The sequence below is a fragment of the Actinomadura rudentiformis genome (assembly GCF_008923185.1).
Taxonomy (GTDB): domain Bacteria; phylum Actinomycetota; class Actinomycetes; order Streptosporangiales; family Streptosporangiaceae; genus Spirillospora; species Spirillospora rudentiformis.
Genome location: NZ_WBMT01000001.1, coordinates 244754 through 269616 on the forward strand (window position 1 = coordinate 244754; position 24863 = coordinate 269616).

Below are 24863 nucleotides of genomic sequence, written 5' to 3' on the forward strand. Positions count from 1 at the left end.
CTGTTAGGGGAGCGCATGCGCAAAGTACTGCTCGTTGGTGTGCTGGTCACGGCCGCGGGGGCCACTGCCGTGGGGGGCATGATGGCCTACGGAAGCCACGACGACGCCCTCAGGCTCATCGAACCGGCCGGGGCCAGCAAGTCCGCACCGCAGGCCTCGAAGATTCCCAGCCTCAAGGTCATCGGCCTCACCGGCGACCAGCGCCTGGTCGCGTTCCGGTCCACCGACCCCGGGGCGGTCTCGGCGCTGGGCAAGGTGTCGGGGCTCAAGGGCGACCGGAGCCTGGTGGGGATCGACTTCCGCGTCCAGAACGGGAAGCTCTACGGCGTCGGCGACCAGGGTGGCATCTACACCCTCCACACCGGCAACGCCTCTGCGGCCAAGGTGTCGCAACTGACGGTCGCCCTCCAAGGAAAGAACTTCGGAGTGGACTTCAACCCCGCCGCCAACCGGCTGAGAGTGATCAGCGACACCGGTCAGAACCTCAGGCACAACATCGACGATCCCGCGGGCGCGCCGGCCGCGGGCGTCACCGCCACCGACGGCACCCTGACCAACCCGCCCGTACCGCCCGCGCAGACCGGTGCCACCGCCACCAACGTGACAGGGGCGGCCTACACCAACAACGATCTCGACACCAACACCGCCACCACCCTGTTCGATCTCGACACCGCCCTGGACCAGACGTCGGCGCAGTCGCCCGCCAACGCCGGCAACCTCGCCCCGACCGGCAAGCTGCGCGTCGACGCCGGCCCCAACGCCGGCTTCGACGTCTACTACTCGGCCGCCAACGGCACCAACACCGGGTACGCCACGTTGCAGCTGGGCAGCAAGTACCGCTTCTACCGGACCAACCTGCTCACCGGAAGGGCGATCCCGGTCGGGGCCTTCCCGGGGCAGGTCGTCGATGTCGCGCTGCCCCTGAACCAGGGCTGACGCCCAGGTAAGGCCGCACGAGACACCGGTGGGACGACGACGTTGTCCTTCATACCCCTCGTGCAGCCGGTAGCGGGGCCTGCGGCGTTCCTCCCGCCGCAGGCCCCGCCTCAAGTTGGACGACGCCCGGAAGGGGGCTGAACCCTATTCGGGTCGCGGTGGGCAGAAGCGGTAGAACGTGATTCGGTGAGACCGGAGTATCACGCCCGCGAGGAACGCCGGGAGGCGCCTGTGACCGCCACGAGACTTGAGGACTACCCGCACCGGCTCGCCGGGCACTGCGGGTCCGGGGCCCTGCGCGACCTGCTCGACTGGGCGGGGCTCGGCTGGGCGGGCCCGCCGAGCGAGCCGCTGGTCTTCGGCCTCAGCGGAGGGCTGGACTTCACGTTCCTCCAGATCCCCAGCCTCACACCGCCGGTCTACCTCGGCGGGCGCACCCTCGACATGGAGTTCGACCTCTGCCGCCGCCTGGGGGTGGACGTCGAGCGGCGGGAGACCGACGACCCCGTCCAGGGATGGGCGTGGGTCACCGCCGAACTCGACGCGGGCCGCCCCGTCATGGTCTGGGCCGACATCCTCCGGCTCCCGTACCTGCGCGTACGCCTGACCAACACCCGCCACGACATCGTCGTGGTCGGGTACGACGCCGCAGCCGGCGTCGCCTGGGTGGCCGACAACGACCGGGAGGAGCTCCAGGAGGTGCCCATGGAGGCGCTCGCCCACGCCCGCGACTCCCACGGGTTCCCCCACCCCAACCGCCATGCGACGTTCCCCATGCGGTTCCCCGGCCGACTGCCCGACCTGCTCCCGATCGCCCGGGACGCGGCAGAGGACGTGGTGGCCAACATGACGGGCGGGAACCCGGCGTCCGGCGAATCGCCACTGGAGATCGCGGGTTACTCCGCCGGCCTCGCGGGCGTCAAGGACTTCGCCGCCGAGGTGGCCGGCTGGCCCGAACGGCACGCCCCCGAGACCCTCGCCGCCATGTACCGCACGGTGCGGATCTGCGTTGAGAAGGCCGGGACCGGTGGTGGTCTCTTCCGCCGCCTGCAAGCCGGATTCTGCCACGACGTCGCCGAGATCACCGGGGACAGGGCGTTCCGCGAGGCCGGCGGGGCATGGGCCGCCTGTGCCGAGGCGTGGAGCGCACTGGCCGCCGCCGCCGGCACCGCCAGCACGGCCGGCACCGCTCAGCCCGACCATGCTGCGGTCGCCAAGGAGGCGGCCGCCCTCCCGGCGTTGGAGGAGTACGCCACGGAGAAACTGGCCACCGCGGCACGCTCGCCCTCATGACCGAGCGACGCAATGACGTACTCCGTCCCGAGCAGCCGCCCGGTCGCCGGGTCGCTGATGATCCGCTGCTCGTGCAGCCCCCCGACCGCGATCAGGAGCAGCGCGTCGCGGTCGCCGTCCGGCAGCGCCGCCAGTGCACCGGCCAGCTGCGGCCGGACACCCTCGGCGACCACGCGGTCGGTGACCCGCTCCTGGTGTCCGTCGGGCGGCTGGTCGGTCCCGGCGGCGCGGGCGAGCGCCTCGTAGCGACGCTTCTCGTCCCGCTGGTGCTGGCCGACCAGATTGGTGGCGATGGCGTACAGCCAGGGCCATACGGTGCCGCGCGCCGGGTCGAAGCGATCCCGCTTGCGGAACGCGGCGTGGAACGTCTCGGCCGCGATGTCGTCGGCGACGTCGCGGCCAAGGCGCGAGGCCACGTACCGGTAGATCCCGTGGCCACGGATCTTCTTCACACGGCACCAGGCCGCTCAGTATGTGCCCGGCTCCTACGGGAGTGTCAGGGGAACGGAGGGAGGCTGCGCTTCACCTTGTAGCCGCGTGCCACCGGCTGCGATGCCGAGACGGTTTGGCGTGGGGGAATCCGGGCACGGCATGGCTGCGGCCCGTTCGGGCCCTGCCTCCCGGGTTACGTCGTTCGGGCCCGCGCAGCCATGACGACCGGATCATCGCTGCGATGACGGAGAGGGCCACAAGAAGCTCGAATGGGAGCGGCCATGAAGGGAACGATTCTGGTTGGCGTCGATGGCTCCGAGCCAAGTGACGCGGCTCTCGACTGGGCGCTCCGAGAAGCGGCCCGGCGAGGAGCACCCTTGCGGCTGATACATGCCGGGACCGGGCCCCCAAGCGAGGCGTCTCTGAACCCGCAAGAGAGCAGTGACGTGAGCGAAGCTCAACGTGTACTGGACAATGCGCGGGCGCGAGCCCGTGAGGGTGTGCCAGAGGGCAGCGACGTAGCCGGCGACCTGGTGACCGGGAGCGCGGCAGCGGCATTGATCGAGCGGGCCGGTGACGCGAGCCTGGTGGTCGTGGGCAATCGAGGTCTCGGGGGCTTCAAAGGCCTGCTGTTGGGGTCGGTCGCGCACCAGGTGGCAGGTCATGCCCCTTGCCCGGTCGCGCTGGTCCCGGCGGGACCACCCGCCGCCGATGACGCGGAGATCGTCGTCGGAGTCGGTGACGGCCCGGCCGAGCCACAGATCGACCTCGGCGTCCGGGAGGCCGCACTGCGTGGCGCACCGGTGCGGCTGCTGCGTGCATGGGCCTTGCCGACGGCCGCACGGCCCGGGGACATGGTTCCGATGGTGTCGCACATCGGTGAGATCCAGGAGCGGCAGGAAGCACGGCTCAACGCGATGTTGACCGCCTGCCGTGAGGATCACCCTGAGCTCACTGTCAGCGCCCAGGTGGTCAACGCGTCGGCTCGGGACACCCTCATTGAGGCGTCCGCCCGCGCGGGTCTCATCGTGGTGGGCACGCATGATGATCAGCGCCGTCATCTGATGGCCCTGGGCTCGGTGACCAGCGCGCTGATCCACCACGCCACCTGCCCGGTCTTGATCGCCCGAACGATCGCCTCCTAAGCGCGGCACGCAGGTGTAGCGCTCGTGCCGAGGGAAGGGATTCGCGTGCCTCTTTGGAAAGGAGTCGGTGATGAAGGCTGTTGTATGGCACGGCGTGGGGAAGATCAGCCTTGACGAGATTCCCAACCCGCAGATCCGGGAGCCGGGCGACGCCATCGTACGGATCACTACGAGCGCGATCTGCGGGACGGACCTGCATTTCGTCCGCGGCACGTGCCGGGCATGCGGCCGGGTACCGTGCTGGGTCACGAAGCGGTCGGCACGGTCGAGGAGGTCGGGCCACAGGTACGGAACTTCGTCCCCGGTGACCGGGTGGTGATTCCGTCCACGATCGGCTGCGGAACGTGCGTGTACTGCCGCGCCGGTTACTACGCCCAGTGCGACGTCGCCAATCCCAACGGTTCGAACGCCGGGACGGCCTTCTACGGCGGTCCCGAGTCAACCGGCCCGTTCGATGGGCTACAGGCCGAGTACGCGCGAGTCCCGTACGCCCACACCAACCTCGTGGCCATCCCGCCCGGCGTGACCGACGAGCAGGCCGTCATGGTCAGCGACATCTTCCCGACCGCCTGGTTCGGCGCACGGCTCGCCGAGGTCAGCCAGGGAGATGTGGTGCTGGTGCTCGGCGCCGGACCGGTCGGGCAGCTCGCCGCGCTCTCGGCCCGGATGCAGGGAGCCGGCCGGGTGCTCATCGTCGACGGCGACGCCGACCGCCTGGAGACCGCCCGGCTCCAGAACGCCGAGACCATCGACTTCAACGTCGAGGACCCGGTCGAGGTGGTCGGTGAGCTGACCGGAGGCGTCGGGGCCGATCGTGTCATCGACGCCGTCGGTGTGGACGCAGAACGTCCGGTCGGCGGTCCCGCCGCCCAGCAGGTGGACGATGAGACCGCGGAAGAGTTCCACCACGAGCAGCAGCAGGCGGCGCCACGTACCAACGTCCAGGGCAACCTTTGGAAGCCGGGTGACGCCCCCAGCCAGGCCCTGCGCTGGGCCGTCGAACTCGTCGCCAAGGCGGGCACGATCGGCATCGTCGGCGTCTACCCGCCGCAGCACCACAGCTTCCCGCTGGGCGCGGCGATGAACCGCAACCTCACCATCAAGGCGGGCAACTGCAATCACCGTCGCTATGTCCCCGGCCTGCTGAGCCGCATCGCGGGCGGTCACGCCGATCCCACCACCGTCCTGAGCCAGCAGGAGCAGCTGCCCTCGGTGATCGATGCGTATGAGGCGTTCGACCGCCGTGAGCCGGGCTGGACCAAGGTCTCGCTCGAACTGCCCTGACGACCGCTCACGCCGGCAATAGGAGGCGAGTGCCAGTGACCAGATTCGGCTATTTCCTAGCGTGCGAGGAACACGGCCCGGCCGAGCTGGTCCGTCAGGCCGAGCTCGCGGAAGGGGCCGGCTTCCAAGCTCTGTGGATCTCAGACCACTACCACCCGTGGCTCGACGAGCAGGGCCAAAGCCCCTTCGTGTGGTCGGTCATCGGGGCGTTGTCGCAGGTGACGTCGCTCCCGGTGACGACCGCGGTGACCTGCCCGCTGGTGCGCGTCCACCCGGCGGTGGCGGCCCAGGCGGCCGCGGCGAGCACTACCGAGTCGACACCGCCCGGGTCTACACCCTTCCGGACGAGCCGCCGCCGATCTACATGTCGGGCTTTGGGGAAAAGGCGGCTCGCCTGGCGGGCCGGATCGCCGATGGATTCATCTGCACCATGCCGGGGCGCGCGCGATCACACGGGCGAGGCGGGCCCTGGTCAGTCCAGGCTCTCGTCCACCAGAGGGAGATACCGGTCGAGGACGGCGGGGGAGAGGCTGGGGCGTCCGCCGGGATGGCCCACGGTCGCCGCGGCGGTCGCGGAGGCCAGGCGAGCGGCGCCGAAGACACCGGCTCCGCTTGCCAGCCCGGCCCAGTACGTCCCCTGCGGCACGCACGTCATCCTCGGTGAGGAGCACCGTTTGGGTAGATCCTCCAGGTATCGCCAATCGCCACCCCCATCGACGATGTCGATGATGAGACCGGTCGGCTCGCCGGAACGGCGGACGACCCCCGACACGTCGACGCCGTCCCGCCGGGCCTGGTCGAGCAGCGCGCCGGCGACGGTGTCGTCTCCCGCCACGGCCACCAGGGCGACGGGAACGCCGAGCTGAGCCAGCCCGACCGCCTGGTTGGCCCCCTTGCCGCCGAGCATCTCCCGCCGCCGGCGCACCGGCACGGCCTGATGGGCACCGGGCACCTCGTCGACGACCACCACGAGATCCCGCGCGATCTGACCGACCACCACGACCTGCTCCGGCCCATCGTTCATGATCCTCCTCCGCCGCAGATGTGCCCGCTCGAAGACCTCCTACTCGCCCGCTCCTCCCGGCGCGGCGCGAGGAGACACTGCGGCCACGAGGAGTGCGTTCGTGCACATCGCCGAAACACCTGCCGTCAGCTGGGGCGGTGCCGCGGCAACAGCAAGCTGACCAGCGCGATGGCCAGGCCGAGCCCGGCCGCCAGGAGGAAGACCCGGTCGTAGCCGGCGGCGAGGGCGGCGGCCGGGGAACTCCCGCCGGCCGCCGTCTGCGTCGTGGCGCTGGCGGCCGTCGCGAGTACCGCCAGGCCCACCGACCCGCCCAGCTGACTGGCGGTGTTGGCCAGTCCGCCGATGATTCCCGCGTCGCTCTCGGGGGCGTCGGCGGTCGCCGCGGCCATGAGAGTGGGGAAGGTCAGCCCGATGCCGACCGCGATGAGCAGCGTAGGCCCGAGCACGCCGGTGAGATAGCCGGTGTCGGCGTGGGCCTGGGCGAGCCAGCTGAAACCGGTCAGGAAACAGCCGCAGCCGGCCAGCACCAGGGCGCGCACACCGGCGCGCGGCAGCAGGGCGGCGGCCCATCGTGCGACCACCATGAACGTCACCGCCGCGGGTGTCTGCCCGAGCCCGGCTTGGAGCGCGTCATAGCCGAGTACGTTCTGCAGGAAGAGCGACGTGAAGTACCACATCGCGATGGCGATCCCGCCGAACAGCAGCAGCATGCCGTTGCCGACGGCCACCCCCCGGAGTCTGAACAGCCGCAGGGGCATCATCGGCTGGGCGGCGAAGCGTGCCTCCACCACGGTGAAGGCGACGAGCAGGAGCACGCCCACCCCGACCGGGCCGACGACCAGCACGGACGTCCATCCATGATCGGCGCTTTGCATGACCCCGTAGACCAGCGCGGCCAGCCCCGCCGTTCCCGTGACCGCACCGGTGAGGTCAAGCGACTCCCTCCGGCCGGTGCGCATGCCGGCCAGCGACATCATGGCCATGACGATCAGCACCGCACCGATCGGCACGTTGATCAGGAAGACCCACCGCCATGACAGCCCGGTGGTGAGAGCACCGCCCGCGACCGCGCCGGCCATCCCGCCCACACCGCCCGCGGCGGACCATGCGCCGAACGCCCGGGCCCGCGAGTTCGGCTCGGTGAAGCTGGAGTTGATCACGGCCAGCGTCGCCGGGGCCATCAGGGCGGCTCCCATGCCCTGAGCGGCGCGGGCCGCCACCAGAACCTCCGGCGCGGTCGCCAGGCCAGCGACCAGACTCGATGCGGAGAACAACAACAGCCCGGTGACCAGCAGCCGGCGATGGCCGAACAGGTCAGCGGCGCGGCCACCCAGCAGCATGAAGCCGGCGAAGGTGAGCAGGTAACCGTTCACCACCCAGGCCAGGCCGGCGGCCGTGAAGCCGAGGTCCCGGTCGATCGAGGGCAGGGCGACGTTAACAATGGATGCGTCGAGGATCACCATGAACTGGCAGGCACACGCCAGCGCCAGGACCATCCAGGCGTGGCTGGTTCTGCCTTCGGCGGGGCTACGGGTCAAGGTATTCGTGGATGGTTCGGACGTCACAAGCGTCTCCTGAATGCGAATCTGCGGTAAGTGTTCGGTGAGCTGGGCCGCCGGTAGCGCTCATGGGATGTGCTCCCTCTGCCGACATCTGCGCCAGCTCCGGCTGGGAAGGTGGATGGCCGCTCAAGCGGTCTGGCGAGCTCTTCCATCGCCGGTTGTGCGGGGGTTTCCGTTGGATTCGGTGACGCGGCTGCCCGCCAGCAGCCGGATCGCGGTCCGGGCCAGCCGCCGTCCCTGGTACCGGGCCGCCTCCAGCGTCGCGGCGTCCGGGCCGTCTCCGTTCGGGCCGGTCACAGCCGAGGTGCCGTACGGATTGCCGCCGGCGGCGTACACGGCCGGGTCCGTGTATCCGGGCGGGACGATCAACGCCCCCCAGTGGTAGAACACGTTGGCCAGTGACAAGATCGTGGCCTCGTTGCCGCCGTGCCGGTTGAACGCCGAGGTGAAGGCCGTCACCGGCTTGTCGGCCAGGCTGCCTTCCCGCCACAGACCGATGGTCTGGTCGATGAACTGCTTCAGTTGTGCCGCAGGCGCGCCGAACCGTGTCGGCGTCCCGAAAGCGAATGCGTCGGCCCACGCGAGGTCCTCAACCGAGGCCTGAGCGATCGACGTGGTGGCGTCGGCGTGCTCCCGCCACCGCGGGTTCTGGTCGATCTCGCTGCCGGGCGCCAGTTCGGCGACCCGCCGCAGCCGCACCTCGGCCCCGGTCGAGCCGGCACCCTCGGCGACGGCCTGCGCGAGTGCGTGCACGGCACCCGTCGAGCTGTAGTAGATGACTGCGACCTTCACGGTCATGCCGGCTCCCTCGATCTCCGAATTAGTTATGCGCATAATGTTATGCGCATAACTAACCTGTCAAGCAGAACCCATGGACGTCCAGGCGAGGTGACCGGACGGCTCTGGCGGTATGAGGCCACCGACCAGGGATCTGCAGGAGACGGATCGTCCGCTCATCGGAGTTGGTTGATCAGCCGCAGCATGAGCCGGTAGGGGAGGCTGCGGTGTCGGAACTGGTTGACCGTGCCAGATATGTAGAGGTCATGGTCAGGGGCGTGGAACAACACTGATCCAGACGCTCCGGAGTGGCCGATCAGGGGTGGTGCGGGTGCGAGCGGGGAGTACCGGCGAGGCAGCGCGAAACGCATGATCCCCACCCCGTACTCGACGGGTGAGAAGATCCGATTCCAGGTGGATGTCATCTGGTCCAGGTAGGTCGCTGGAAACAGCTCGCCACCGATGAAGGCGCGGAGGAACCGCAGCCCGTCGGCGGCGGTCGACACCAGGCCGCCGTCGGGACCGACCGAGGCTATCGCGTTCGGTATGCGCAATGGCGCGCGGCCGTTCAGCAGTTGCGCGACCTCGTCGTAGCGCCCGCGCGTTGCCGGTGTGAGCAGCCATGTGTCCCGCAGTTCGAGCGGTTCGATGATCCGCCGACGGATGGCCTGCTCGTAGCCTCCACTGGTGGCCGCCTCAATGATGCGCCCCAGCAGTTGGTAGTTGGTGTCGGAGTAGTGCGCCTTGCCCGGCGTCGACGGCGCGAACCTGCTCGGCTGCGATCGGGCTGTCTCCATGGCGTCGTCGAAGGTCCACGCGATGTCCGCTCGCAGCAGATCCGCCAGCATGCTGTGGCCGTCGGGGCGCTTCTGCTCGAAATAGTCGGGGATTCCCGAGGTGTGCGCCAGCAGTTCGCGCACAGTGATGACGTGGCCGTGATCATGACCGCCGTGCGTGTTCAAACCGCGTAGCAGGTCTTTGCCGAGCAGGTCTGCGACGCGTGAGTCGAGGGTCAGTGCCCGCTCGTGATTCAGCTGCATGATCACGGCACTGGTGTAGAGCTTGGTGATACTGGCGAAGAAGTACGGCTGGGCGTTGTTGAAGCTCCAGGTGAATCCCGTGGCCGGTTGCTCGATGGCGAAGCTCAGTGCCGATGTCGTCGGTTTGGCGGAGAAACGTGCCGCGATCCGGTCGAGCTTGCCTGTGCGGGACGAGCTCATTGGCCGACCTGATCGAGCTGCCGTTCGACGGCGTCCAGCCATTCCAGTTCGGCGCGGGCATGGGTGATGCCGTTGGCCAAGGTGGCCGAGCGCAGGGCATGGCCGAGGCTGCCGGATGGTTCGGGCATCGCGACAGCCTCCAGCGCAGTGAGCAGCTCGCTGGTCTCCTGTCGTCGGGCATCCAGCAACTTCCGTACCTCGTCCAACGGAAGTCTTTCGGCGAAGAACAACCGCGCGAGAAACGGCTCGCGCGTCGGAGTGGCCTGCAGGCCCGACGCCAGCCACCGGTCCAACTCCGCCAGCCCGCTGGCCGTCACGGAGTGGAGATGCAGGTTGGGCCGATCCTCCTGGACGACCGTGCGCCGGGCCGCCAGACCATCGTCGACCAGCCCGGACAGTGTGCGGTAGATCTGCGACTGATCAGCCGTCCAGAAGTGTCCGACGCTCTCGTCGATGGCCCTCTTCAACTCGTAGCCGCTCATCGGCTGCCCGGCCAGCAGGCCGAGAATCGCATGACGCAGAGACATCCATATATGCTAACACTCATATAGGTGTTGTCCTATATGAAAGTCAGGCCATAGCGGGCACACTCCAGACCGCCGCCAGCCCTTGTGGTGGGGCTTGCGTCCGCGGTCGGAACTTTGTGCGCGAGGACTCGGTTGATCTTGTCGGAGTCGTCGTCTCCCGGTCGTCGGCTGGACGACGGCCCGGATCGGAGTTGATCATGACGGAATCCCCATCGGTGACCTCGCCGTTCGTCGAGGCCACGCCCGCTGCGCGGCACGCCGCGTTCGCCGAGCTGGCGGCGGCCGGGCCCGTGCGGCGGGTCACGTTGTTCACCGGTGTCCATGTCTGGCTCATCACCGGATACGACGAGGCGCGGGAGGCGCTGACCCATCCCGACGTCATCAAGGGGAAGGGAGGCGACGGCCCGCATCGCGACTCCGTGCCGCCCGATCTCGCTGCGGCGATGGACCACCATCTGCTCGGCTCCGACCCGCCCGATCACACCCGGCTGCGCCGGTTGGTGTCCACCGCGTTCACCCGGCGGCGGATCGAGGGGATGGAGCCGGAGATCCGGCGCATCGTCGACCGTCTGCTGGACGACGTGGCGGCCGCCGGAGGGCACGGCGCGACGGTCGACCTGCTCGCCACCTTCGGCTCTCCCCTCCCGCTCACCGTGATCAGCGAGCTGCTCGGCGTGCCGGAGGACCGCCGCCGCGACTTCCAGGAATGGACGGCGGTGGCCATCAACGGCTCGGTCCACCCCGCCGAGACGTTCGTCGCCGCGGCGACCTCATTGATCACCTACGTCCGGGAACTGATCGCGCACAAGCGGGCCCACCCGTCCGACGACCTCATCTCCGGTCTGGTCGCAGCGCGCGCCGATGACGACCGGCTGTCGGAGAACGAGCTGACCTCGATGGTCTTCCTGCTGCTCGTCGCCGGGTACGAGACCACGGCCCATCTGATCTGCGGCGGCGTGCAGACGCTGCTCGCCCATCCCGACCAGCTCGACCTGGTGCGCGCCGAACCCGACCGGTTGCCCGCCGCCGTCGAAGAACTCCTGCGTTTCAACGGCCCGGCGCAGGTGACCATCCCCGCCAGGACCGCGGCACCCGTACAGATCGGCGGCGTCACCATCCCCGCCGGCGAGGTCGTGGTCCCCGCACCGCTGGCCGCCAACCGCGACCCGCGGCAGTTCCCGAATCCGCAGCAATTCGATATCACCAGGCCACCGGCATCGCACCTGGCCTTCGGCCACGGCATCCACCACTGCCTCGGTGCGCCGCTGGCCCGGCTGGAGGCCAGAATCGCCATCGGCGCGCTCATCGACCGATTCCCTCACCTGCGGCTAGCGGTACCCCCGCAAGACCTCAGGGTGCAGGCCAGCATGCTCATCAACGGGCTGACCACCCTGCCCGTCACCGTCACCTGACGACAGAAAGGCACCCTACGACCCTCCGTAGCCCCAGTACGCAGAGTGCAATATATTGGAGTCATTGCACTGGGCCGGCCAGGGCGTTCCTGGCTGGAGGAGGCCGCACAATGGATGGTTCATCCCCGGCTACGCAGGTCATCGGCATTCTGGGCGGGATGGGGCCGGCGGCCACCGCCGACTTCTACACCAAGCTGGTGGCGCTGACGCCTGGCCGTCGCGACCAGGAGCATCTCAAAACGGTCATCTGGTCCGATCCCACGGTGCCCGACCGCACCGAGGCGCTCCTGGGGCGCGGACCCGATCCCACTCCATGGCTGCTGAACGGATGCCGCGTCCTGCGGGAGGCGGGCGCGACCCTGATCGCCATCCCGTGCAACACGGCGCACGCGTTCGTCCCCAGGATTTCCGACCGTGCGGGCCTGCCCATCGTCCACATGATCGGCGAGGTGGCCCAACACCTGACCCGGCGGGGGCCGTCGCTCCGCACCGCAGGGCTGCTTGCCACCACCGGTACCGTCCGTGCGGGCTTGTACCAGGAATGCCTCGCCCGGGTCGGCATCGATGTGCTGCTGCCCGACCGCACCAGCCAGGCCAACGAGGTCATGACCGGGATCCTGGCGGTGAAGGCCGGGAAGCGCAGCGACGCGGTCGGTGAACCGCTGGCCCGCGCGGCCCATCGGCTCACCGACCGCGGCGCCCAGGTCATCATTGGTGGCTGCACTGAAATCCCTCTGGGACTGCCACCACAGGCCATCCCCGTTCCGCTCATCGACCCGGCCGTCGTCCTCGCCCGGGCCCTCGTCCGGCGCTCAGGCGCCCGGTGACCCACCCGTCCGATGTACGGTACGCAATATGTCGCTGGACCAGCCCGTCTCCCGCCGCCTGCTCAGCGCGGAGGTCTTCCACCGCCTGCGCGACTCCATCGTCCGCGGTGAACTGGCCGCCGGGGAGAAGGTCAAGGACAGCGATCTGGCCGACCGCCTCGGACTCAGCCGCACCCCGGTCCGTGAGGCGCTCACCCGGCTCGTCGACTGCGGCCTGGTCGAGGCCAAGCCGGGTGTCTACACCCGCGTCACCACCCTCAACCGCCGCGACGTCGACAAGACCCTCGCCGTTCTGCGCACCCTCGACCGGCTCGCCGTCGAAACCGCCGTACCGCTCATGACCGAACGGCACCTGGAGTGGATGCGCGCGGCCAACCAGGACTTCGAGCGGGCCGTGACCGCCAATGACACCGGCGCCGCCCTGGAAGCCGACGACCGTTTCCACGCCGTCGTCGTCACCGCCGCCGACAACCCCGTCCTCAGCCGGATCATCGAGCAGCTGCACCCCCAGATCCACCGCATCCTCTATCGGAAGTTCTCCACCCTGCTCGGCGGCCGCAACACCATCGAGCACCACGACCAGCTCATCACCGTCTGCGCGACAGGCGACGCGGGTGCCGCCGCCGCCCTGTCCGCACAGCACTGGTCCGAACTCGGCGGACACATCAACCGGCTCTTTGACGACAACCAGTTCACAGAAACAGCGAACTGAACCGGCCCCAGCGCCGTGAGCCGCGGAGGGCGGCGAAGCCGTCCCACGCCCAGCACCCGGATCTGCCCGACGGGATCGCCGGGGCCAGATCGGAGAGAAGCCCGGCGGAGTGTGACACTCTCGGCGGCCTGGACGCTGGACCTTGTAGCTGCGGAAAACCCCGCCGCAGCTTGGCGCCACGCCTCTCGACGGACTGAGACACCCAGTGGCGCCATCGGAGCCTCGCCCCGGTTGCCCCCGTACCGGGGCGAGGCTCCTCTCTTCCAGCACACCCTGCCTGGGGCTGTCGATGGTCAAGGAGCACGGTGAATGGGCAGAGACCGGCGCGGGGGTGAGGCGCCAGGCTTGCTGGCCGACCGGTACCGGCTGATCGAAGTCCTGGGCGGGGGCGGCATGGCCGAGGTCTGGCGAGCCGAGGACGCATTCCTGGGCCGTCCGGTCGCCATCAAGCTCCTCCGCCCTGACGCCCCGGCCATCCACGCAATCGCGGCAGCCCAGGCTCAGCCCGCTCACTCACCCGCCGGCCCGGCAGCCGTCGGCCAAGCGTGGCGAGAGGCTCAAGGGGCCGCCCGGCTGGTGCACCCCAACGTGGTCCAGATCTACGACGTCGACACCGCCGACGGGCAACCGTTCCTGGTCATGGAGCTGGTCGACGGCCACGACCTCGCCGCCGTTCTCCATCAGCGAGGACCGTTGCCACCTGCCGAGGTCGCCGCCATCGGCGCCCAGGCCGCCCGCGCCTTGGCGGCTGCCCACGCGGCCGGGCTGGTGCACCGCGACGTCAAACCAGGCAACCTGCTGTACGCGCCGGACGGCACCGTCAAACTCACCGACTTCGGCATCGCCAGCCCACTGGACGGCTCGGTACCCGGGGACCGCACTGCGGCGCGAACCCCTGGGCCGCTGGTCGGCACGGCCGCTTATGTGTCGCCCGAACAGGTCAACGGCCACCCGGCTACTCCCGCGAGCGACCTGTACGCCCTGGGGTGTGTGCTCTACGAACTCCTCACCGGGCAGCCACCCTTCACCGCGGACGCCACCCCAGCGTTGCTGCACCACCACCAGGCAACCGCACCGACCGCGCCCAGCCACCCGCGGGACGTCACTCCGGCGCATCTCCAAGACATCATCCTGCAACTGCTCGCCAAGGACCCCAGTCAACGCCTCCAGGACGCCACGCTGGTAGCGAGCGTCCTCGAAGCGCTCGGTCAACCAGCAGCCAATCCCACTGCGTCCAGTCAGCCGCACCAGGTCACGCAGGTCCTGCCCACCCTCGACCCCTACGGCACGGGCTCCCGGCCGGCCTCCACCCAGGCCGTGAGTGCCTGGATCACTCATCATCCCCGCCATGTCGCTGCGCTGGCCGGGATGGCGCTCCTCCTCACCGTCGTCATACTGGTCGTCGCGTTCAGAGGTTCCGGCCCCACGCCCACACCGCCCACGGCCGGCGTCCCCACCGCCGCCGAAACCACCCAAGCGGCCTCTCCCAAGCCCGTGCGGAGCCGAACCCCATCGACCAGTCCACGGGCCACGGCCTCCAGCCCGCTCGCCGCACTCGCCGCGCTTCAAGGGCGCATCAACCAGCAGGTCGCCAGCGGGCAGCTGCACCCCGAAGCCGCAGGCAAAATAAACGACCACATCAAGCACATCGCCAAGAAACTCAGCCAGGGCAAGACCGAAGAAGTCGCCGGGAAGTCCGCCGAGATCCGCCAGAAACTCGCCGAAGCCGCCGGCAAAGGCCAGTGGACACCCGACCCCACCACCCTCCAGCTCCTCGACCGGATCGCAGCAACGGGACGTTAGCCAAACGCTCCTCGCTCCGAGGAGCGTTCAAGGTGGTCGGCATGGCGCCGGAAGCGGCCCGAACACGGCCCAGTCAACTGACAGATGCAGTGGCCGTCCTGTGGCTCGTAGCTTTTCGGACATGGTGGTCGAATGGATCAAGGAAAGCTCCCATGTCCTGGTGGCCCGGGATCCTGGCGAGCCGCTGGACGACCTGCGGCCTCTCGCACCGATGGTGAGGGACGCGAATGTCGTGGCCTTGGGCGCCGCTGCGCGACAGACGCGGGAGTTGTCTGTGGTGGCGCATCGCGTCGTGCGGCTGCTGGTCGAGGAGGAAGGCTTCCGGTCGCTGGCCCTGGAGGGCGACGATCCCAGCCGACTCGGGCTCGACGCCTACATCGCCACAGGCGAGGGCGATCCACGGGAGATGCTGGCCGGGGCACGGGCCTTCTGGCAGACGGAGGAGATCCTGGGCGTCATCGGCTGGATGAGGTCGTACAACCAGCGACACCCTGACGATCCGGTGCGATTCGCCGAAAACTCCGGTCCGGAGGCGAGACACGCGACGCCGCTCGACGGTCTCGCCGGGCTGGAACGCGCGCTCGCCGACGGTGTGGCCTGGTGGCAGGAACGTACCGGCGACAAGATCGTGTACTGGGGCGGCATGGCGCACACCGCCGTCGGCGACCCCCGTACCATCTCCCCGTCCTCGCCTGTGGCGACCCACCGCAACATGGGCGGTCACCTGCGCGAACACATGGGAGAACGCTATCGGTCGATCGGCCTGACCCTCGGCCACGGCTCGATCGGCGTGCCCCTCCCCGCGCCGGACGTGCAGTTCGCCGACTCCGTGCTGGCAGCGGGCGCCGACGGCCGGGCCGGATATTTCCTGGACCTGCGGGCTCCGCGGCCCGAGCCGGTCGGCCGATGGCTCAACGCATCGACCAGGACACGCCTGATCGGACCGTCCTACGACCCCGCCGATGACGCCGCTTACCACATGTCGGGAGGGTCACTGGCGGGCTGGTTCGATGTCGTCGTCCACACCGAGGAGGTCACGCCCGTCCGGCTGCTCGCACCACTGCCCGCCTAGGCGTGCCCGGAGCGGAGGCTCTTGGCTTGGCGGTCGTACCGCTCGGACTCTGGGGACCGCTCCTGGCCGGCGCGGCCATGGCGTACTACTACCGCCGCCGTGACGCCTGCGCCCACTGCGACGCCATCTAGATCGCGTCTTGCCTCCGCCAATCCGTGCGTCTAGGCTTACCGTTCGTGGCCACTTACCAACCTGACGACGCGTGGGAGGCGCTGGGCGATCCCACCAGGCGCGCGATCGTCGCGTGTCTGGCCGAGCGGCCGCGTGCGGTCGGCGAACTCGCCAACGAGCTTCCCGTCAGCAGGCCTGCGGTCTCCCAGCATCTGAAAGTGCTGAAGGACGCAGGGCTTGTCACCGAGCGCGCGGCCGGTACGCGCCGGATCTACCGGCTCAACCCGGCGGGCGTGGCCGCGCTGCGCGACCAGCTCGACACGTTCTGGAACCGGGCACTGGCCGGCTACAAGGACGCCGCAGAACAACAGGTCGAGGAGGATCCATGACGCAGGCAGCGACCGCGGTGGTACGTAGGCAGATCGTCGTCGAGGCGCCGATCGAGCGGGCGTTCACCGTGTTCACCGAACGTTTCGGTGACTTCAAGCCGCCGGAGCACAACCTCCTCGGGGTGGCGATCGCCGAGACCGTGTTCGAGCCTCGGGTCGGCGGCCATATCTACGACCGTGGCACCGACGGCAGCGAGTGCCGTTGGGCGCGCATCCTCGCCTACGAGCCGCCGGACCGCGTCGTGTTCAGCTGGGACATCGGCCCGACATGGCAGCTCGAGGCCGACCCCGAGAACACCAGCGAGGTCGAGGTCCGGTTCGTCGCAGAGACCCCGCAGCGCACCAGGGTCGAGCTGGAGCACCGCAACATCGACCGGCACGGTCCCGGCTGGCCGGCTGTCGCCCAGGGCGTCGGCGACGACGCCGGGTGGCCGCTGTACCTGTCCCGGTACGCCGCTCTGTTCACGGGGAGCAGCTGACATGCCACCGATCACGGTGAACATCGACGTTGACCGGCCGGCGGCGCAGGTGTTCGCCTATGCCACCGACCCGACACGCTTCTCAGAGTGGCAGCAGGGTGTCGTGGACGGGCGGATGGACACCGCAGGCCCTCCGGCGGTCGGTACGCGATGCCTGACCACGCGCCGCATCGGCTTCGCCGACCGGCCGGTCACCGCCGAGCTCGCGCACATCGACCCGCCCCGGACCTGGGGTGTACGGGGCATCGACGGCCCCATCCGGGCCAGGGTGGACGTCACCGTCGAGCCCCTCGCCTCCCACCGGTCCCGCCTGACCATCGCCATCGCCTTCGAGGGCCATGGCATCGGCAGAATCCTTGTCCCCCTGGTCGTCCGCCGATGCCGGCCAACCTCGAACGGCTGAAGCAACGGGTCGAGGCCGACGGCGTGCGAGCGGCCGAGGACCGCCACGGCGCCGGAGTCCGGCACCAGACCGGAGCTGAGTAGCGGCGCCGGCGCTGAACGGTTCACGACTCCCCGGCACGGCGCCGCTCGTCCGGGCACCCGAGCAGGCTGCCCGCTCAACGTCTCTCGTTCCCGTTGACATGCAGCCGATCGGTTGCCTATCTTGATATGCAGCCAAATGGCTGCATGTTGAGGTGAGAGGGCCGATGGACGAGGTGTTCAAAGCGCTGGCCGATGTCAGCCGTCGCAAGCTTCTGGACCGCCTGAACGTCCGCAATGGGCAGAGCCTGCGCGAGCTGTGCGAAACGCTGGACATGACCCGGCAGTCGGTCAGCAAACACCTGGCGGTCCTGGAGGCGGCCAACCTGGTCACCGTCGTACGGGTGGGCAGGGAGAAGCGGCACTACCTCAACGCGGCGCCGATCCACGCGATCACTGATCGCTGGATCAGTCGATATGACAGATCGCGGGCCAGGGCGCTCAGCGATCTGAAAACAGCACTGGAGAACGAGTCGATGACCGACACCACCTTTGCCTACACGACCTACATCAAGACCACCCCACAGCGTCTGTGGCAGGCGCTGACCGACCCTGCCTTCACCCGCCGCTACTGGGGCATCAGCCTGGAATCGGACTGGAAGGAAGGCTCCCCGGTGGTCTGGGAGCAGGACGGACACCGGATCGAAGATCCTGCGCAAGTCGTCCTGGAGGCCGATCCGTACCGCCGGCTCAGCTACACCTGGCACACCTTCACTCCGCAATGGGCGCTGGCCGCCGGAATCGACGAGGACACGCTCGCCAAGCTGGCCGACGAACCCCGGTCGAAGGTGACCTTCGACATCGAACCCGCCGGCTCAGCGGTCAAACTGACCGTCATCCACGACGGGTTCGAGCCCGGAAGCGCCCTGCGGGAGCTCATCGGCGGCGGATGGCCGCACCTGCTGTCCAGCCTGAAGACCCTGCTGGAAACCGGCACGCCCCTGGAAGATCAGTAGCAGCCGCAGGCGACCCGGTCACCTGCGACATGATCCGCATGACCATCAGCCCGGTAAGGACGTGATAGCCGTGCCCACCACTCATGATTCCCAGGCCCTGACTCAAGTCCCCGAGGTCCACGCGGGGATGCTCATCCGCAGGCCCGCCGCATCGTCTTCCAGTGGAACGAGGGCGCACCCACCACCGTCGAGCTCCGCTTCCTTCCGTGGGATGGCGGCGATGCGACCCGGACGCGGTTAGGAGGGGTCGGTCCCGAGCCTGCGGGTGCCCGGCAGATTTCGTTCGCCCCAGTGCGCGAGCGCGTTGACGACCGGCCCTAGTTGCCGACCGCGCTCGGTGAGCCGGTAGGAGAATCTGGGCGGCCGTTCGCTGTAGGGAACGCGTTCGATGATGTCCGCCTCTTCGAGCCTGCGGAGCCGGTCGGCAAGCGTGTTGGTCGGGATCCCCTCGGCGGAGCCGGCGAGCTGGGCGTTGCGCAACTCGCCGGCCATCAGCAGATCCCGCACCACCAGCAGCGACCACTTGTCACCCAGGATGTCCAGCGTGCCCGCGACCGCGCAGTTCGAGCGGCGCGCATTCGATCTGACCGCCATAGGCCGATCCTACTTGCTCACTTGCAGTTTGCAAGTAACCCTGGTCAGGGTCACTTGCAAAGCGCAAGTGACTGCAGGAGGTCCTCATGTCCTTCCCCACGCCGGCCATCGGCGCGATGACGTCATGGCTGTGGTGGGTCGCGGCGGCCTGGGCAGCGGCGATCATGCTGGTCGGCGCCCTCGGCGTCTTCGCCCCCGCAGACGGGGACCCGCCGGTCGCGCTCGGCGTCGCGGTCGCCGCACCGCCGCTCTTGGTGGTCGGGCTGCTGCTGCGGTCGGCGCCGTTCCGGGCGTGGGCTCGCGCGGCTGATCTGCGGGCACTGACGCTGTTGCAGATGTGGCGTGTCGTGGGCTTCGGCTTCCTCGCGGTCTGGACGGTCGATGAACTCCCCGGCGCGTTCGCCCTGCCGGCCGGAATAGGCGACATCGTCGTCGGCGTCACCGCACCCGCCGTCGCCGCCCGGCTGACGCGCCGAACCCGGTCGGCCATGAAGATCTTCTACGGGTGGACCGCGTTCGGCGTCATCGATCTCATCGTCGCCGTCGTGCTGGGCGTGCTGCACTCTCCGACGAAGCTGGGCACACTGGCCGCCGCCGGCGACACCACGGTGATGTCCGAGCTACCGATGATCCTCATCCCCGCCTTCATCGTCCCCGCGATGCTCGCACTGCACGCCATCTCGCTGTTCAACGCACGCTCACTGACTCAGTCGCGGCAGGTGATGCGTGGTTCCGGGAGGTAATTGGTGTGGAACTTCTGGCGGCGGACCACCTTGCCGTCCTGCTTGAAGATCCGCCAGACGTCGATCCGGAAACCTTCGGCACCGGGCATCGGCGTGCACTTGGGGCCGGATTCGGTTTTGGACTCGAAGGCTCGGACGGCGTAGCGGTTCGAGCTCTTGGACTCGATGTCGTACCGCTTGGTGCCCCAGAACGTGACCGTGATGGAAGTGCCGGTGAACGAGGTGTCGACCAGGACGCCGTTGGGGGAGTCGTTGCGCCACCGGAAGTCTGGCTGGGGGTAGGAGACGGTGGACTCACGCCCCGCGGGGTAGCGGGAGATGTAATAGGAGTGCGGCATGTGCTGGACGTCCTGGAGGCCGCCGAAGAAGACGGCGTTGAACATCGTGGTGGCGAACTGGGAGACACCGCCACCGACGTCATCGACGAAACGGCCTTCGAGGATCATGGGCGCTTCGACGAAGCCGCGGGCCTTGTCGCGCTTGCCGACGATGCCGTTGAGGGAGAAGGTCTCGCCCGGCTTGACGACGTAGCCGTCGAGGATCTTGGCGATGGTGTGGATGTTGGTGACGCGCGGCGCGCAGCAGGGGTGCCGCGTGGTGAAGGTGCTGATCTTCTCCTTGATGCCGAGCCGGGCGGCCTGCTCGGTGCTGAGACGCGGTTTGGCGATCGACAGAGGGACGGCGGCCTCACGTGGCCGGGGCCGGGTCACGAGGGGCGACAGCGCTGTGGCGAGTGCCTTCGGCTCGACCTTCTTGCCTTCCCGGGAGGGCACCAGCCGGGGAGCCCCTTTCTTGATCACGTAGGTGGCGTCCTTGGGCTTCTGCTGGAGCCTCTCCAGCCGCGCGCCGAGCGCGGTCGCCAGGCCCTTGCCGTCGAAACGGGGCTGCAGCGTGCCCGCCGTGTCCGGGATGAACTGGAGGTGACGGGCGAAGGTGGCGGGTGTCATCGTCAGCCGCTTTCCGTCCACGGAGAAAGTGACCGGGCCGGATACGGCGGTGCGAGCGGGACCGGCGGCTGCCTGCCGCACGGCCTCGGCGGAGGCCTTGGGGCGGAGCGGCCCGACGGGAAGGGAGACCGTGCTCTCGGTCAGATAAGCGGCCTTGATGCGTTCGGCGGCCGTCTTCGGGTCGAAACCCGACCCGTCACGCGGAAGCACCGCTTGTGGTGTGGTCCCTTGGAACACCACCCGCCCTTCCCGGGCAGGTGTGCCGATCTTGGTGTTGAGGCGGTTCAGCGCGGTCTGAAGGCGGCTCTGGTCGACGCGGATGAGCGGCCGGACGGTCCGGCCGCCCAGAAGCGCATCGATCATCGTCAGGGGGCTGCGGCCGTTCCTCATCGCGATCTTGACTGTCGCGGCGGAGTCGAACGCCAGACCGGCGGTACGCGGATCAAGTGACGTGCTCTTGGCTCCAGCGCGGAACGCCAAGGGCTGCCGGGCCCTGGCCGCGAGATCTCGATCGAGCTTGGCCCTGGCCGCCTCCTCAGAGAGCCCGCCGATGTCGATCCCCAGTACCTTGGTGTTCCACGGGACCTGTCCGCCCGTGACCACCGCCACCGCGGCGTAGGAAACGAGCAGCACGCCGACGAGGGCGCCGCCGACGGCCGACCAGCCCTTCGCGGTTCGAGGCACGGGGGGCATCCTCACAGGTGTGTCACCTTTCTCTCCTATTGGCGATAGTAGCTGCTTGCTACGATGCTCTTGAGGAAAGGCGGTGGGGGTGCGATGGCTCTGTCGCAGTTCGGCGAGCTCGAGGCCGTGATCATGCAGCGGCTATGGTCCTACGGGCGCCCGGTCAACGTGCGCACGGTCCTGGAGGACCTGAAGAAGGAGCGGACCATCGCGTACACCACCGTGATGACCGTCATGGACAACCTGCACAAGAAGGGTTGGCTGCGGCGCAAGATGGTCAACCGGGCATGGATGTACGAGACCACCGGCACGCGCGAGGGCTACACCGCCAAGCTCATGCGTGAGGCCCTGGCGACCAGCGACAACCAGGCGGCCGCCCTGGTGCACTTCCTGTCCGGCCTCTCCCCGTCCGAGGCCGAGGCCCTGCGTTCCGCGCTGCAGATCGTGCCGCCCGAGAGCCGCAAATGACCATCGCGCCCGACGCCTGACTGACGGCGACCCGGACGGCGGCGCCGTGGAGGTCCACGCGGCGTCCGCGTAGGTCGGTTTTGACCGTGCTTGTTAGCACGGGTCGATGAGCGTGATCCGGCCATCAGTGGTCTTCTGGGTGAAGTCCACACGTCTGTCAGGACGAGTAGGAGCTGGGCACTATTCGACCAGGTGGGGGTGGTGCTTCAGGCACTATTTCGCGGGTGGGGGACGTGGTTAGTTTTTGCACGTATCCACACCCCTCAAGAGAGGCGGGACCCCTATGCGTATCGCCGCAGCGGCAGGCACCCTTGTACTGCTCTCTTCGGCCGCCCTCGTCGGCGCCGCGACCAGTGCCTCCGCGCAGACGATCGGTCCGCACAAAATCGTTCAGTACTCGTCGAAGAAGTGCCTGACGAATGAGTCCGGCGACAAGGTCGTCCTCAAGAAGTGCGCCAAGAGGCCGCCCAAGAGCCAGCAGTGGAAGATGACGTCGAAGAAGTTCGACCACATCCGCACGGCGTGGCTGATGAAGAATCAGGCCACCGGCCGCTGCCTGAACAGCAACGGCGCAGGCACGGTGTGGACGAGCAGGTGCAACAAGAACTCGGAATGGCAGTACTGGCTGCCGACCCAGATGGGCGCCCGGATGAACTGGAGGACGAGGCTTTACCTGGACACCAACAGCCGGGGCAAGGTCGTCGCCAACAAGTACGACAACCGCAAGAAGAGCCAGATCTGGCACAACAAGTGACCCACCGCCGACGGCCCGTCCGACACCGGGACGGGCCGTCGGCGCGGATGTGGCCACGCGTGTGGCCGGCGTCGCGCGGCTGGTGCAGGCGGCCTTGATCAGTGGTGCGGGTTGTTGGTCTCAGGGATCTCAATACTGATCGGCAGCTTCCCCTCGGACAGGTAGAGCAGGGCGCCCAAGCGCAGGATCTCGTCGAATGCCCAGGCGGCCTTCTGGAGGGCGCCCGGTGCCTTCTCCAGGGAGAGAAGACCCTCGCGTACGGCGATGAACGGCTCCCAGGCGACCTGGAAGAGCGGGTCCCACAGCGGATCCCTGGGGATTCTCAGCCATCCGGCGATCTCGTCACCGAGCACGTAGCGGGTGAGCGAGCCGAGGATGGGCTTGCTGAGGAGGCCCCCATCGATCGCGGAGCCGAGGTTGAGGAGCATGTCGGCGAGCTTGATGCCCTCGGGTGTCGGGGCCAGAACCGGGGTCAGGACCTGCTCGGCCTGGGAGTTGGCCTCGCCCCACGACTTGGGGATGTACTCGTCCTTGATGCCGAGCATGTGCGCGGCGACCTGCCATGAGTGCAGGAAGGCCACGGACTCGGCGGCGGGGATGGGCACCTTCCACTTGACCAGGTTCTGCATGACGGTCGTGGGCAGGCTGTGCCACGTGACCATCATGTCCCGCTGGCTGATCGGGATCTCCTCGTCGGCGACCTTCGACCAGTACGGGGACTTGGGCAGCAGGTGGCGCACCCCCGCGTGCGCCAGCCGGGTCTTGACGCAGGTCACGATCATCTCGCCGTCGGCCTGGTAGGCGTTCGACGTGCCGATGTCGTACCCGAGTTTGGCGGTTTTGGTGATGCGATCCTTCATGTCCGCGCCGCCCTTGGAGTAGTAGACCGCGCGCGCCTCCCTGGGAATGACCGTGCTCATCATCCCGCTGGCGAAGCCGTAGGTCACCCCGAGGTAGAGCCCGCGCTTCTCGTTGAAGTCGACCGCGGTGGCGAGCTTGCCCTGGTCGGCCCAGGACGGAAGGCGGCGGGCGCGTTCCATGAAGTCGCGCAGGTCCGCCGGGAGCCCGGCAGGCAGCGGCTGACCGTTCTTGGTCCAGGTCCGCAGCAGCTCATTGACCTTGGGCACGTCACCCCGGTCGAGCAGCGAGGCGACCAGCGGATCGGCCTCGGCGTCCCACACCCACCGCGGGTCGGCGCCGACCCCCGCGCCGGCCACCGAGCCCGTGGGCGACCACGTCCACGCCTGCGCGGGCGACGCGGTGCTCAGCGCACCGAGCGCGCCCAACGTGCCGCCCGCCATCAACACGTTGCGTCTGCTGGGTTTCTCCATGCTTCGCTCCTCCTCGGGGCTGAGAGCGTTGCCATTGATACGATGAAACACACTCTGCATCTGCGTTTCATCTCGGCGAATCCCATGAGAGCACACTGTGGCGGGCATCACAAGACCCGAGCGTGACCGGCGGCCATCGAGGCAGAATCGGTCGTCTAGGAGGAGTTCATGGAACCAGTGCCGTCCTTCCTCACGGCCAACGCGGGCTCGGAGTCGCTGCTCGAACGCGCTTACGTCGACGCCGTCGAACGGATCGACGACAGCGACGAGTCCCGTACGCGCATCCTCGATGCGGCGTATGAGCAGTTCTGCCGGATGGGCATCCAGCGATCCACCATGGAGGACGTGGCCCGGCGCGCCGGGGTCTCGAGGATCACGGTCTACCGGCGGTTCGCCACCAAGGACGCGCTGGTCGAACAGGTCGTACGCCGGGAGTTCCGCCGGTACTTCGACCAGTTCCTCATCGACATCCAGCAGGCCGAGACCGTCGCCGACCGGGTGGTGCTGGGCTTTGTGAGCTCGCTGCGCGCCATCCGGCGCAACCCGCTGATCGGCGGCCTGATCACCACGGAGCCGGACCTGATCGTGTCCTCAATGATCAATGACGAGGGGCGAACCGTCGCCACCGTGCGGCGGTTCGTCGCCGGTCAGCTCCGCCACGAGCAACGCGCGGGCAACGTGTCGAGCGACCTGGACACCGACCACGTGGCCGAACTGATGGTCCGGATCTCCGCGTCCTTCCTGGCCATCCCCAGCCACCTCATCGACCTCGACGACGACGAACAGCTCGCCGCCGTGGCCCGCCGGTTCCTCGTACCCATGCTGGAAGCACCGCCTCCCGGTATCTGGCCTCCTTCCCGCATGACCAGGTAGCGCTCGCCTGGTACAGCGCTCGCCT

At 68.6% G+C, this 24863-nt stretch carries 26 protein-coding genes and 1 pseudogene; 18 read left to right on the forward strand and 9 right to left on the reverse strand.

Annotated features, from left to right (window positions below; all coding sequences use genetic code 11):
- Nucleotides 1–15: 15 nt before the first annotated feature.
- Nucleotides 16–936, forward strand: a complete 921-nt coding sequence (locus F8566_RS01185; protein WP_225992748.1) for a DUF4394 domain-containing protein — start codon at nt 16–18, stop codon at nt 934–936.
- A 231-nt stretch (nt 937–1167) separates the two neighbouring features.
- A complete protein-coding gene (locus F8566_RS01190; RefSeq protein ID WP_151557881.1) occupies nt 1168–2229 on the forward strand; it encodes a BtrH N-terminal domain-containing protein in 1062 nt (353 codons plus the stop codon).
- On the opposite strand, the gene F8566_RS01195 is transcribed toward F8566_RS01190, so the two are convergent.
- On the reverse strand, nt 2127–2681 hold the full coding sequence (locus F8566_RS01195; RefSeq protein WP_151557060.1) for an RNA polymerase sigma factor: 555 nt from the start codon (nt 2679–2681) through the stop codon (nt 2127–2129). The genes F8566_RS01190 and F8566_RS01195 overlap by 103 nt on opposite strands.
- A 261-nt stretch (nt 2682–2942) precedes the next feature.
- Here F8566_RS01195 and F8566_RS01200 point away from each other — a divergent pair, with 261 nt between their 5' ends.
- The 3 genes and pseudogenes from F8566_RS01200 to F8566_RS50780 all read left to right on the forward strand — a co-directional run.
- Nucleotides 2943–3806 (forward strand): universal stress protein, encoded by an 864-nt coding sequence (locus F8566_RS01200; protein ID WP_192809449.1) that lies wholly within the window; start codon nt 2943–2945, stop codon nt 3804–3806.
- A 222-nt stretch (nt 3807–4028) separates the two neighbouring features.
- Nucleotides 4029–5090 (forward strand): alcohol dehydrogenase catalytic domain-containing protein, encoded by a 1062-nt coding sequence (locus F8566_RS01205; RefSeq protein WP_225992750.1) that lies wholly within the window; start codon nt 4029–4031, stop codon nt 5088–5090.
- 35 nt (nt 5091–5125) lie between these two features.
- Nucleotides 5126–5526, forward strand: a pseudogene (locus F8566_RS50780) (LLM class flavin-dependent oxidoreductase); the annotation flags it as partial.
- 36 nt (nt 5527–5562) lie between these two features.
- On the opposite strand, the gene F8566_RS50785 reads toward F8566_RS50780, so the two are convergent.
- The 5 genes from F8566_RS50785 to F8566_RS01235 all read right to left on the reverse strand — a co-directional run bounded on the left by F8566_RS50785 (nt 5563) and on the right by F8566_RS01235 (nt 10200).
- Nucleotides 5563–6114 carry a PfkB family carbohydrate kinase gene (locus tag F8566_RS50785; RefSeq protein WP_225992751.1) on the reverse strand — a complete coding sequence of 184 codons (552 nt, stop codon included), beginning with the start codon at nt 6112–6114 and terminating at the stop codon, nt 5563–5565.
- Nucleotides 6115–6239: 125 nt separating this feature from the next.
- A complete protein-coding gene (locus F8566_RS01220; protein WP_225992752.1) occupies nt 6240–7652 on the reverse strand; it encodes an MFS transporter in 1413 nt (470 codons plus the stop codon).
- Between the two features lie 150 nt (nt 7653–7802).
- Complete coding sequence (wrbA, locus tag F8566_RS01225; RefSeq protein WP_151557064.1) at nt 7803–8474, reverse strand: NAD(P)H:quinone oxidoreductase; 672 nt, start codon at nt 8472–8474, stop codon at nt 7803–7805.
- Between the two features lie 155 nt (nt 8475–8629).
- Nucleotides 8630–9673, reverse strand: a complete 1044-nt coding sequence (locus F8566_RS01230) for a serine hydrolase domain-containing protein (RefSeq protein WP_151557066.1) — start codon at nt 9671–9673, stop codon at nt 8630–8632.
- On the reverse strand, nt 9670–10200 hold the full coding sequence (locus F8566_RS01235; RefSeq protein WP_151557068.1) for a PadR family transcriptional regulator: 531 nt from the start codon (nt 10198–10200) through the stop codon (nt 9670–9672). Before F8566_RS01235 ends, F8566_RS01230 begins: the two co-directional genes overlap by 4 nt.
- A gap of 197 nt (nt 10201–10397) precedes the next feature.
- On the opposite strand from F8566_RS01235, the gene F8566_RS01240 reads away from it, so the two are divergent.
- The 9 genes from F8566_RS01240 (at nt 10398) to F8566_RS01280 (ending at nt 18444) form a co-directional block, all read left to right on the forward strand.
- Nucleotides 10398–11612 (forward strand): cytochrome P450 family protein, encoded by a 1215-nt coding sequence (locus F8566_RS01240; RefSeq protein WP_225992753.1) that lies wholly within the window; start codon nt 10398–10400, stop codon nt 11610–11612.
- A 110-nt stretch (nt 11613–11722) separates the two neighbouring features.
- Nucleotides 11723–12439, forward strand: a complete 717-nt coding sequence (locus F8566_RS01245; protein ID WP_151557070.1) for a cysteate racemase — start codon at nt 11723–11725, stop codon at nt 12437–12439.
- Between the two features lie 28 nt (nt 12440–12467).
- On the forward strand, nt 12468–13151 hold the full coding sequence (locus tag F8566_RS01250) for a GntR family transcriptional regulator (protein ID WP_151557072.1): 684 nt from the start codon (nt 12468–12470) through the stop codon (nt 13149–13151).
- Nucleotides 13152–13460: 309 nt separating this feature from the next.
- Complete coding sequence (locus F8566_RS01255; RefSeq protein WP_151557074.1) at nt 13461–14954, forward strand: serine/threonine-protein kinase; 1494 nt, start codon at nt 13461–13463, stop codon at nt 14952–14954.
- A 121-nt stretch (nt 14955–15075) separates the two neighbouring features.
- Nucleotides 15076–16026 (forward strand): erythromycin esterase family protein, encoded by a 951-nt coding sequence (locus F8566_RS01260; protein ID WP_151557076.1) that lies wholly within the window; start codon nt 15076–15078, stop codon nt 16024–16026.
- Between the two features lie 176 nt (nt 16027–16202).
- The gene (locus tag F8566_RS01265) at nt 16203–16526 is read left to right on the forward strand and encodes an ArsR/SmtB family transcription factor (RefSeq protein WP_192809450.1); all 324 of its coding nucleotides are present in this window, start codon (nt 16203–16205) and stop codon (nt 16524–16526) included.
- Nucleotides 16523–17005, forward strand: coding sequence for an SRPBCC family protein (locus F8566_RS01270; RefSeq protein ID WP_151557078.1), 483 nt, complete (start codon nt 16523–16525; stop codon nt 17003–17005). The genes F8566_RS01265 and F8566_RS01270 overlap by 4 nt, the downstream gene beginning before the upstream one ends.
- A gap of 1 nt (nt 17006) precedes the next feature.
- Entirely contained in the window at nt 17007–17408 is a 402-nt protein-coding gene (locus F8566_RS01275) for an SRPBCC family protein (protein WP_225992754.1), read from the forward strand.
- Nucleotides 17409–17655: 247 nt separating this feature from the next.
- Complete coding sequence (locus tag F8566_RS01280; protein WP_151557080.1) at nt 17656–18444, forward strand: ArsR/SmtB family transcription factor; 789 nt, start codon at nt 17656–17658, stop codon at nt 18442–18444.
- A 237-nt stretch (nt 18445–18681) separates the two neighbouring features.
- Here the strand turns inward: F8566_RS01280 and F8566_RS01285 are convergent, their stop codons facing one another.
- Nucleotides 18682–19038 (reverse strand): winged helix-turn-helix transcriptional regulator, encoded by a 357-nt coding sequence (locus F8566_RS01285; protein WP_151557082.1) that lies wholly within the window; start codon nt 19036–19038, stop codon nt 18682–18684.
- 86 nt (nt 19039–19124) lie between these two features.
- Here F8566_RS01285 and F8566_RS01290 point away from each other — a divergent pair, with 86 nt between their 5' ends.
- Nucleotides 19125–19781 carry a hypothetical protein gene (locus F8566_RS01290; RefSeq protein ID WP_151557084.1) on the forward strand — a complete coding sequence of 219 codons (657 nt, stop codon included), beginning with the start codon at nt 19125–19127 and terminating at the stop codon, nt 19779–19781.
- Here F8566_RS01290 and F8566_RS01295 read toward each other — a convergent pair.
- Entirely contained in the window at nt 19745–21412 is a 1668-nt protein-coding gene (locus tag F8566_RS01295) for a VanW family protein (RefSeq protein WP_192809451.1), read from the reverse strand. The two genes, F8566_RS01290 and F8566_RS01295, sit on opposite strands and share 37 nt — an antisense overlap.
- Nucleotides 21413–21505: 93 nt before the next feature.
- On the opposite strand from F8566_RS01295, the gene F8566_RS01300 reads away from it, so the two are divergent.
- Nucleotides 21506–21880 carry a BlaI/MecI/CopY family transcriptional regulator gene (locus tag F8566_RS01300; RefSeq protein WP_151557088.1) on the forward strand — a complete coding sequence of 125 codons (375 nt, stop codon included), beginning with the start codon at nt 21506–21508 and terminating at the stop codon, nt 21878–21880.
- Between the two features lie 283 nt (nt 21881–22163).
- A complete protein-coding gene (locus F8566_RS01305) occupies nt 22164–22634 on the forward strand; it encodes an RICIN domain-containing protein (RefSeq protein ID WP_151557089.1) in 471 nt (156 codons plus the stop codon).
- Nucleotides 22635–22732: 98 nt separating this feature from the next.
- Here F8566_RS01305 and F8566_RS01310 read toward each other — a convergent pair whose 3' ends face one another.
- Entirely contained in the window at nt 22733–23965 is a 1233-nt protein-coding gene (locus F8566_RS01310; protein WP_151557091.1) for an oxygenase MpaB family protein, read from the reverse strand.
- 168 nt (nt 23966–24133) lie between these two features.
- On the opposite strand from F8566_RS01310, the gene F8566_RS01315 reads away from it, so the two are divergent.
- On the forward strand, nt 24134–24838 hold the full coding sequence (locus F8566_RS01315; protein ID WP_151557093.1) for a TetR/AcrR family transcriptional regulator: 705 nt from the start codon (nt 24134–24136) through the stop codon (nt 24836–24838).
- Nucleotides 24839–24863 lie beyond the last annotated feature (25 nt).

Coding starts and splice junctions, on each gene's coding strand:
- F8566_RS01230 (WP_151557066.1), bottom strand. CDS start 9,673: ATGAGCTCGTCCCGCACAGGCAAGCTCGACCGGATCGCGGCACGTTTC.
- F8566_RS01205 (WP_225992750.1), top strand. CDS start 4,029: ATGCGGCCGGGTACCGTGCTGGGTCACGAAGCGGTCGGCACGGTCGAG.
- F8566_RS01270 (WP_151557078.1), top strand. CDS start 16,523: ATGACGCAGGCAGCGACCGCGGTGGTACGTAGGCAGATCGTCGTCGAG.
- F8566_RS01255 (WP_151557074.1), top strand. CDS start 13,461: ATGGGCAGAGACCGGCGCGGGGGTGAGGCGCCAGGCTTGCTGGCCGAC.
- F8566_RS01305 (WP_151557089.1), top strand. CDS start 22,164: ATGCGTATCGCCGCAGCGGCAGGCACCCTTGTACTGCTCTCTTCGGCC.
- F8566_RS01275 (WP_225992754.1), top strand. CDS start 17,007: ATGCCACCGATCACGGTGAACATCGACGTTGACCGGCCGGCGGCGCAG.
- wrbA (WP_151557064.1), bottom strand. CDS start 8,474: ATGACCGTGAAGGTCGCAGTCATCTACTACAGCTCGACGGGTGCCGTG.
- F8566_RS01200 (WP_192809449.1), top strand. CDS start 2,943: ATGAAGGGAACGATTCTGGTTGGCGTCGATGGCTCCGAGCCAAGTGAC.
- F8566_RS01290 (WP_151557084.1), top strand. CDS start 19,125: ATGTCCTTCCCCACGCCGGCCATCGGCGCGATGACGTCATGGCTGTGG.
- F8566_RS01235 (WP_151557068.1), bottom strand. CDS start 10,200: ATGTCTCTGCGTCATGCGATTCTCGGCCTGCTGGCCGGGCAGCCGATG.
- F8566_RS01260 (WP_151557076.1), top strand. CDS start 15,076: ATGGTGGTCGAATGGATCAAGGAAAGCTCCCATGTCCTGGTGGCCCGG.
- F8566_RS01245 (WP_151557070.1), top strand. CDS start 11,723: ATGGATGGTTCATCCCCGGCTACGCAGGTCATCGGCATTCTGGGCGGG.
- F8566_RS01240 (WP_225992753.1), top strand. CDS start 10,398: ATGACGGAATCCCCATCGGTGACCTCGCCGTTCGTCGAGGCCACGCCC.
- F8566_RS50785 (WP_225992751.1), bottom strand. CDS start 6,114: ATGAACGATGGGCCGGAGCAGGTCGTGGTGGTCGGTCAGATCGCGCGG.
- F8566_RS01250 (WP_151557072.1), top strand. CDS start 12,468: ATGTCGCTGGACCAGCCCGTCTCCCGCCGCCTGCTCAGCGCGGAGGTC.
- F8566_RS01315 (WP_151557093.1), top strand. CDS start 24,134: ATGGAACCAGTGCCGTCCTTCCTCACGGCCAACGCGGGCTCGGAGTCG.
- F8566_RS01280 (WP_151557080.1), top strand. CDS start 17,656: ATGGACGAGGTGTTCAAAGCGCTGGCCGATGTCAGCCGTCGCAAGCTT.
- F8566_RS01285 (WP_151557082.1), bottom strand. CDS start 19,038: ATGGCGGTCAGATCGAATGCGCGCCGCTCGAACTGCGCGGTCGCGGGC.
- F8566_RS01300 (WP_151557088.1), top strand. CDS start 21,506: ATGGCTCTGTCGCAGTTCGGCGAGCTCGAGGCCGTGATCATGCAGCGG.
- F8566_RS01185 (WP_225992748.1), top strand. CDS start 16: ATGCGCAAAGTACTGCTCGTTGGTGTGCTGGTCACGGCCGCGGGGGCC.
- F8566_RS01310 (WP_151557091.1), bottom strand. CDS start 23,965: ATGGAGAAACCCAGCAGACGCAACGTGTTGATGGCGGGCGGCACGTTG.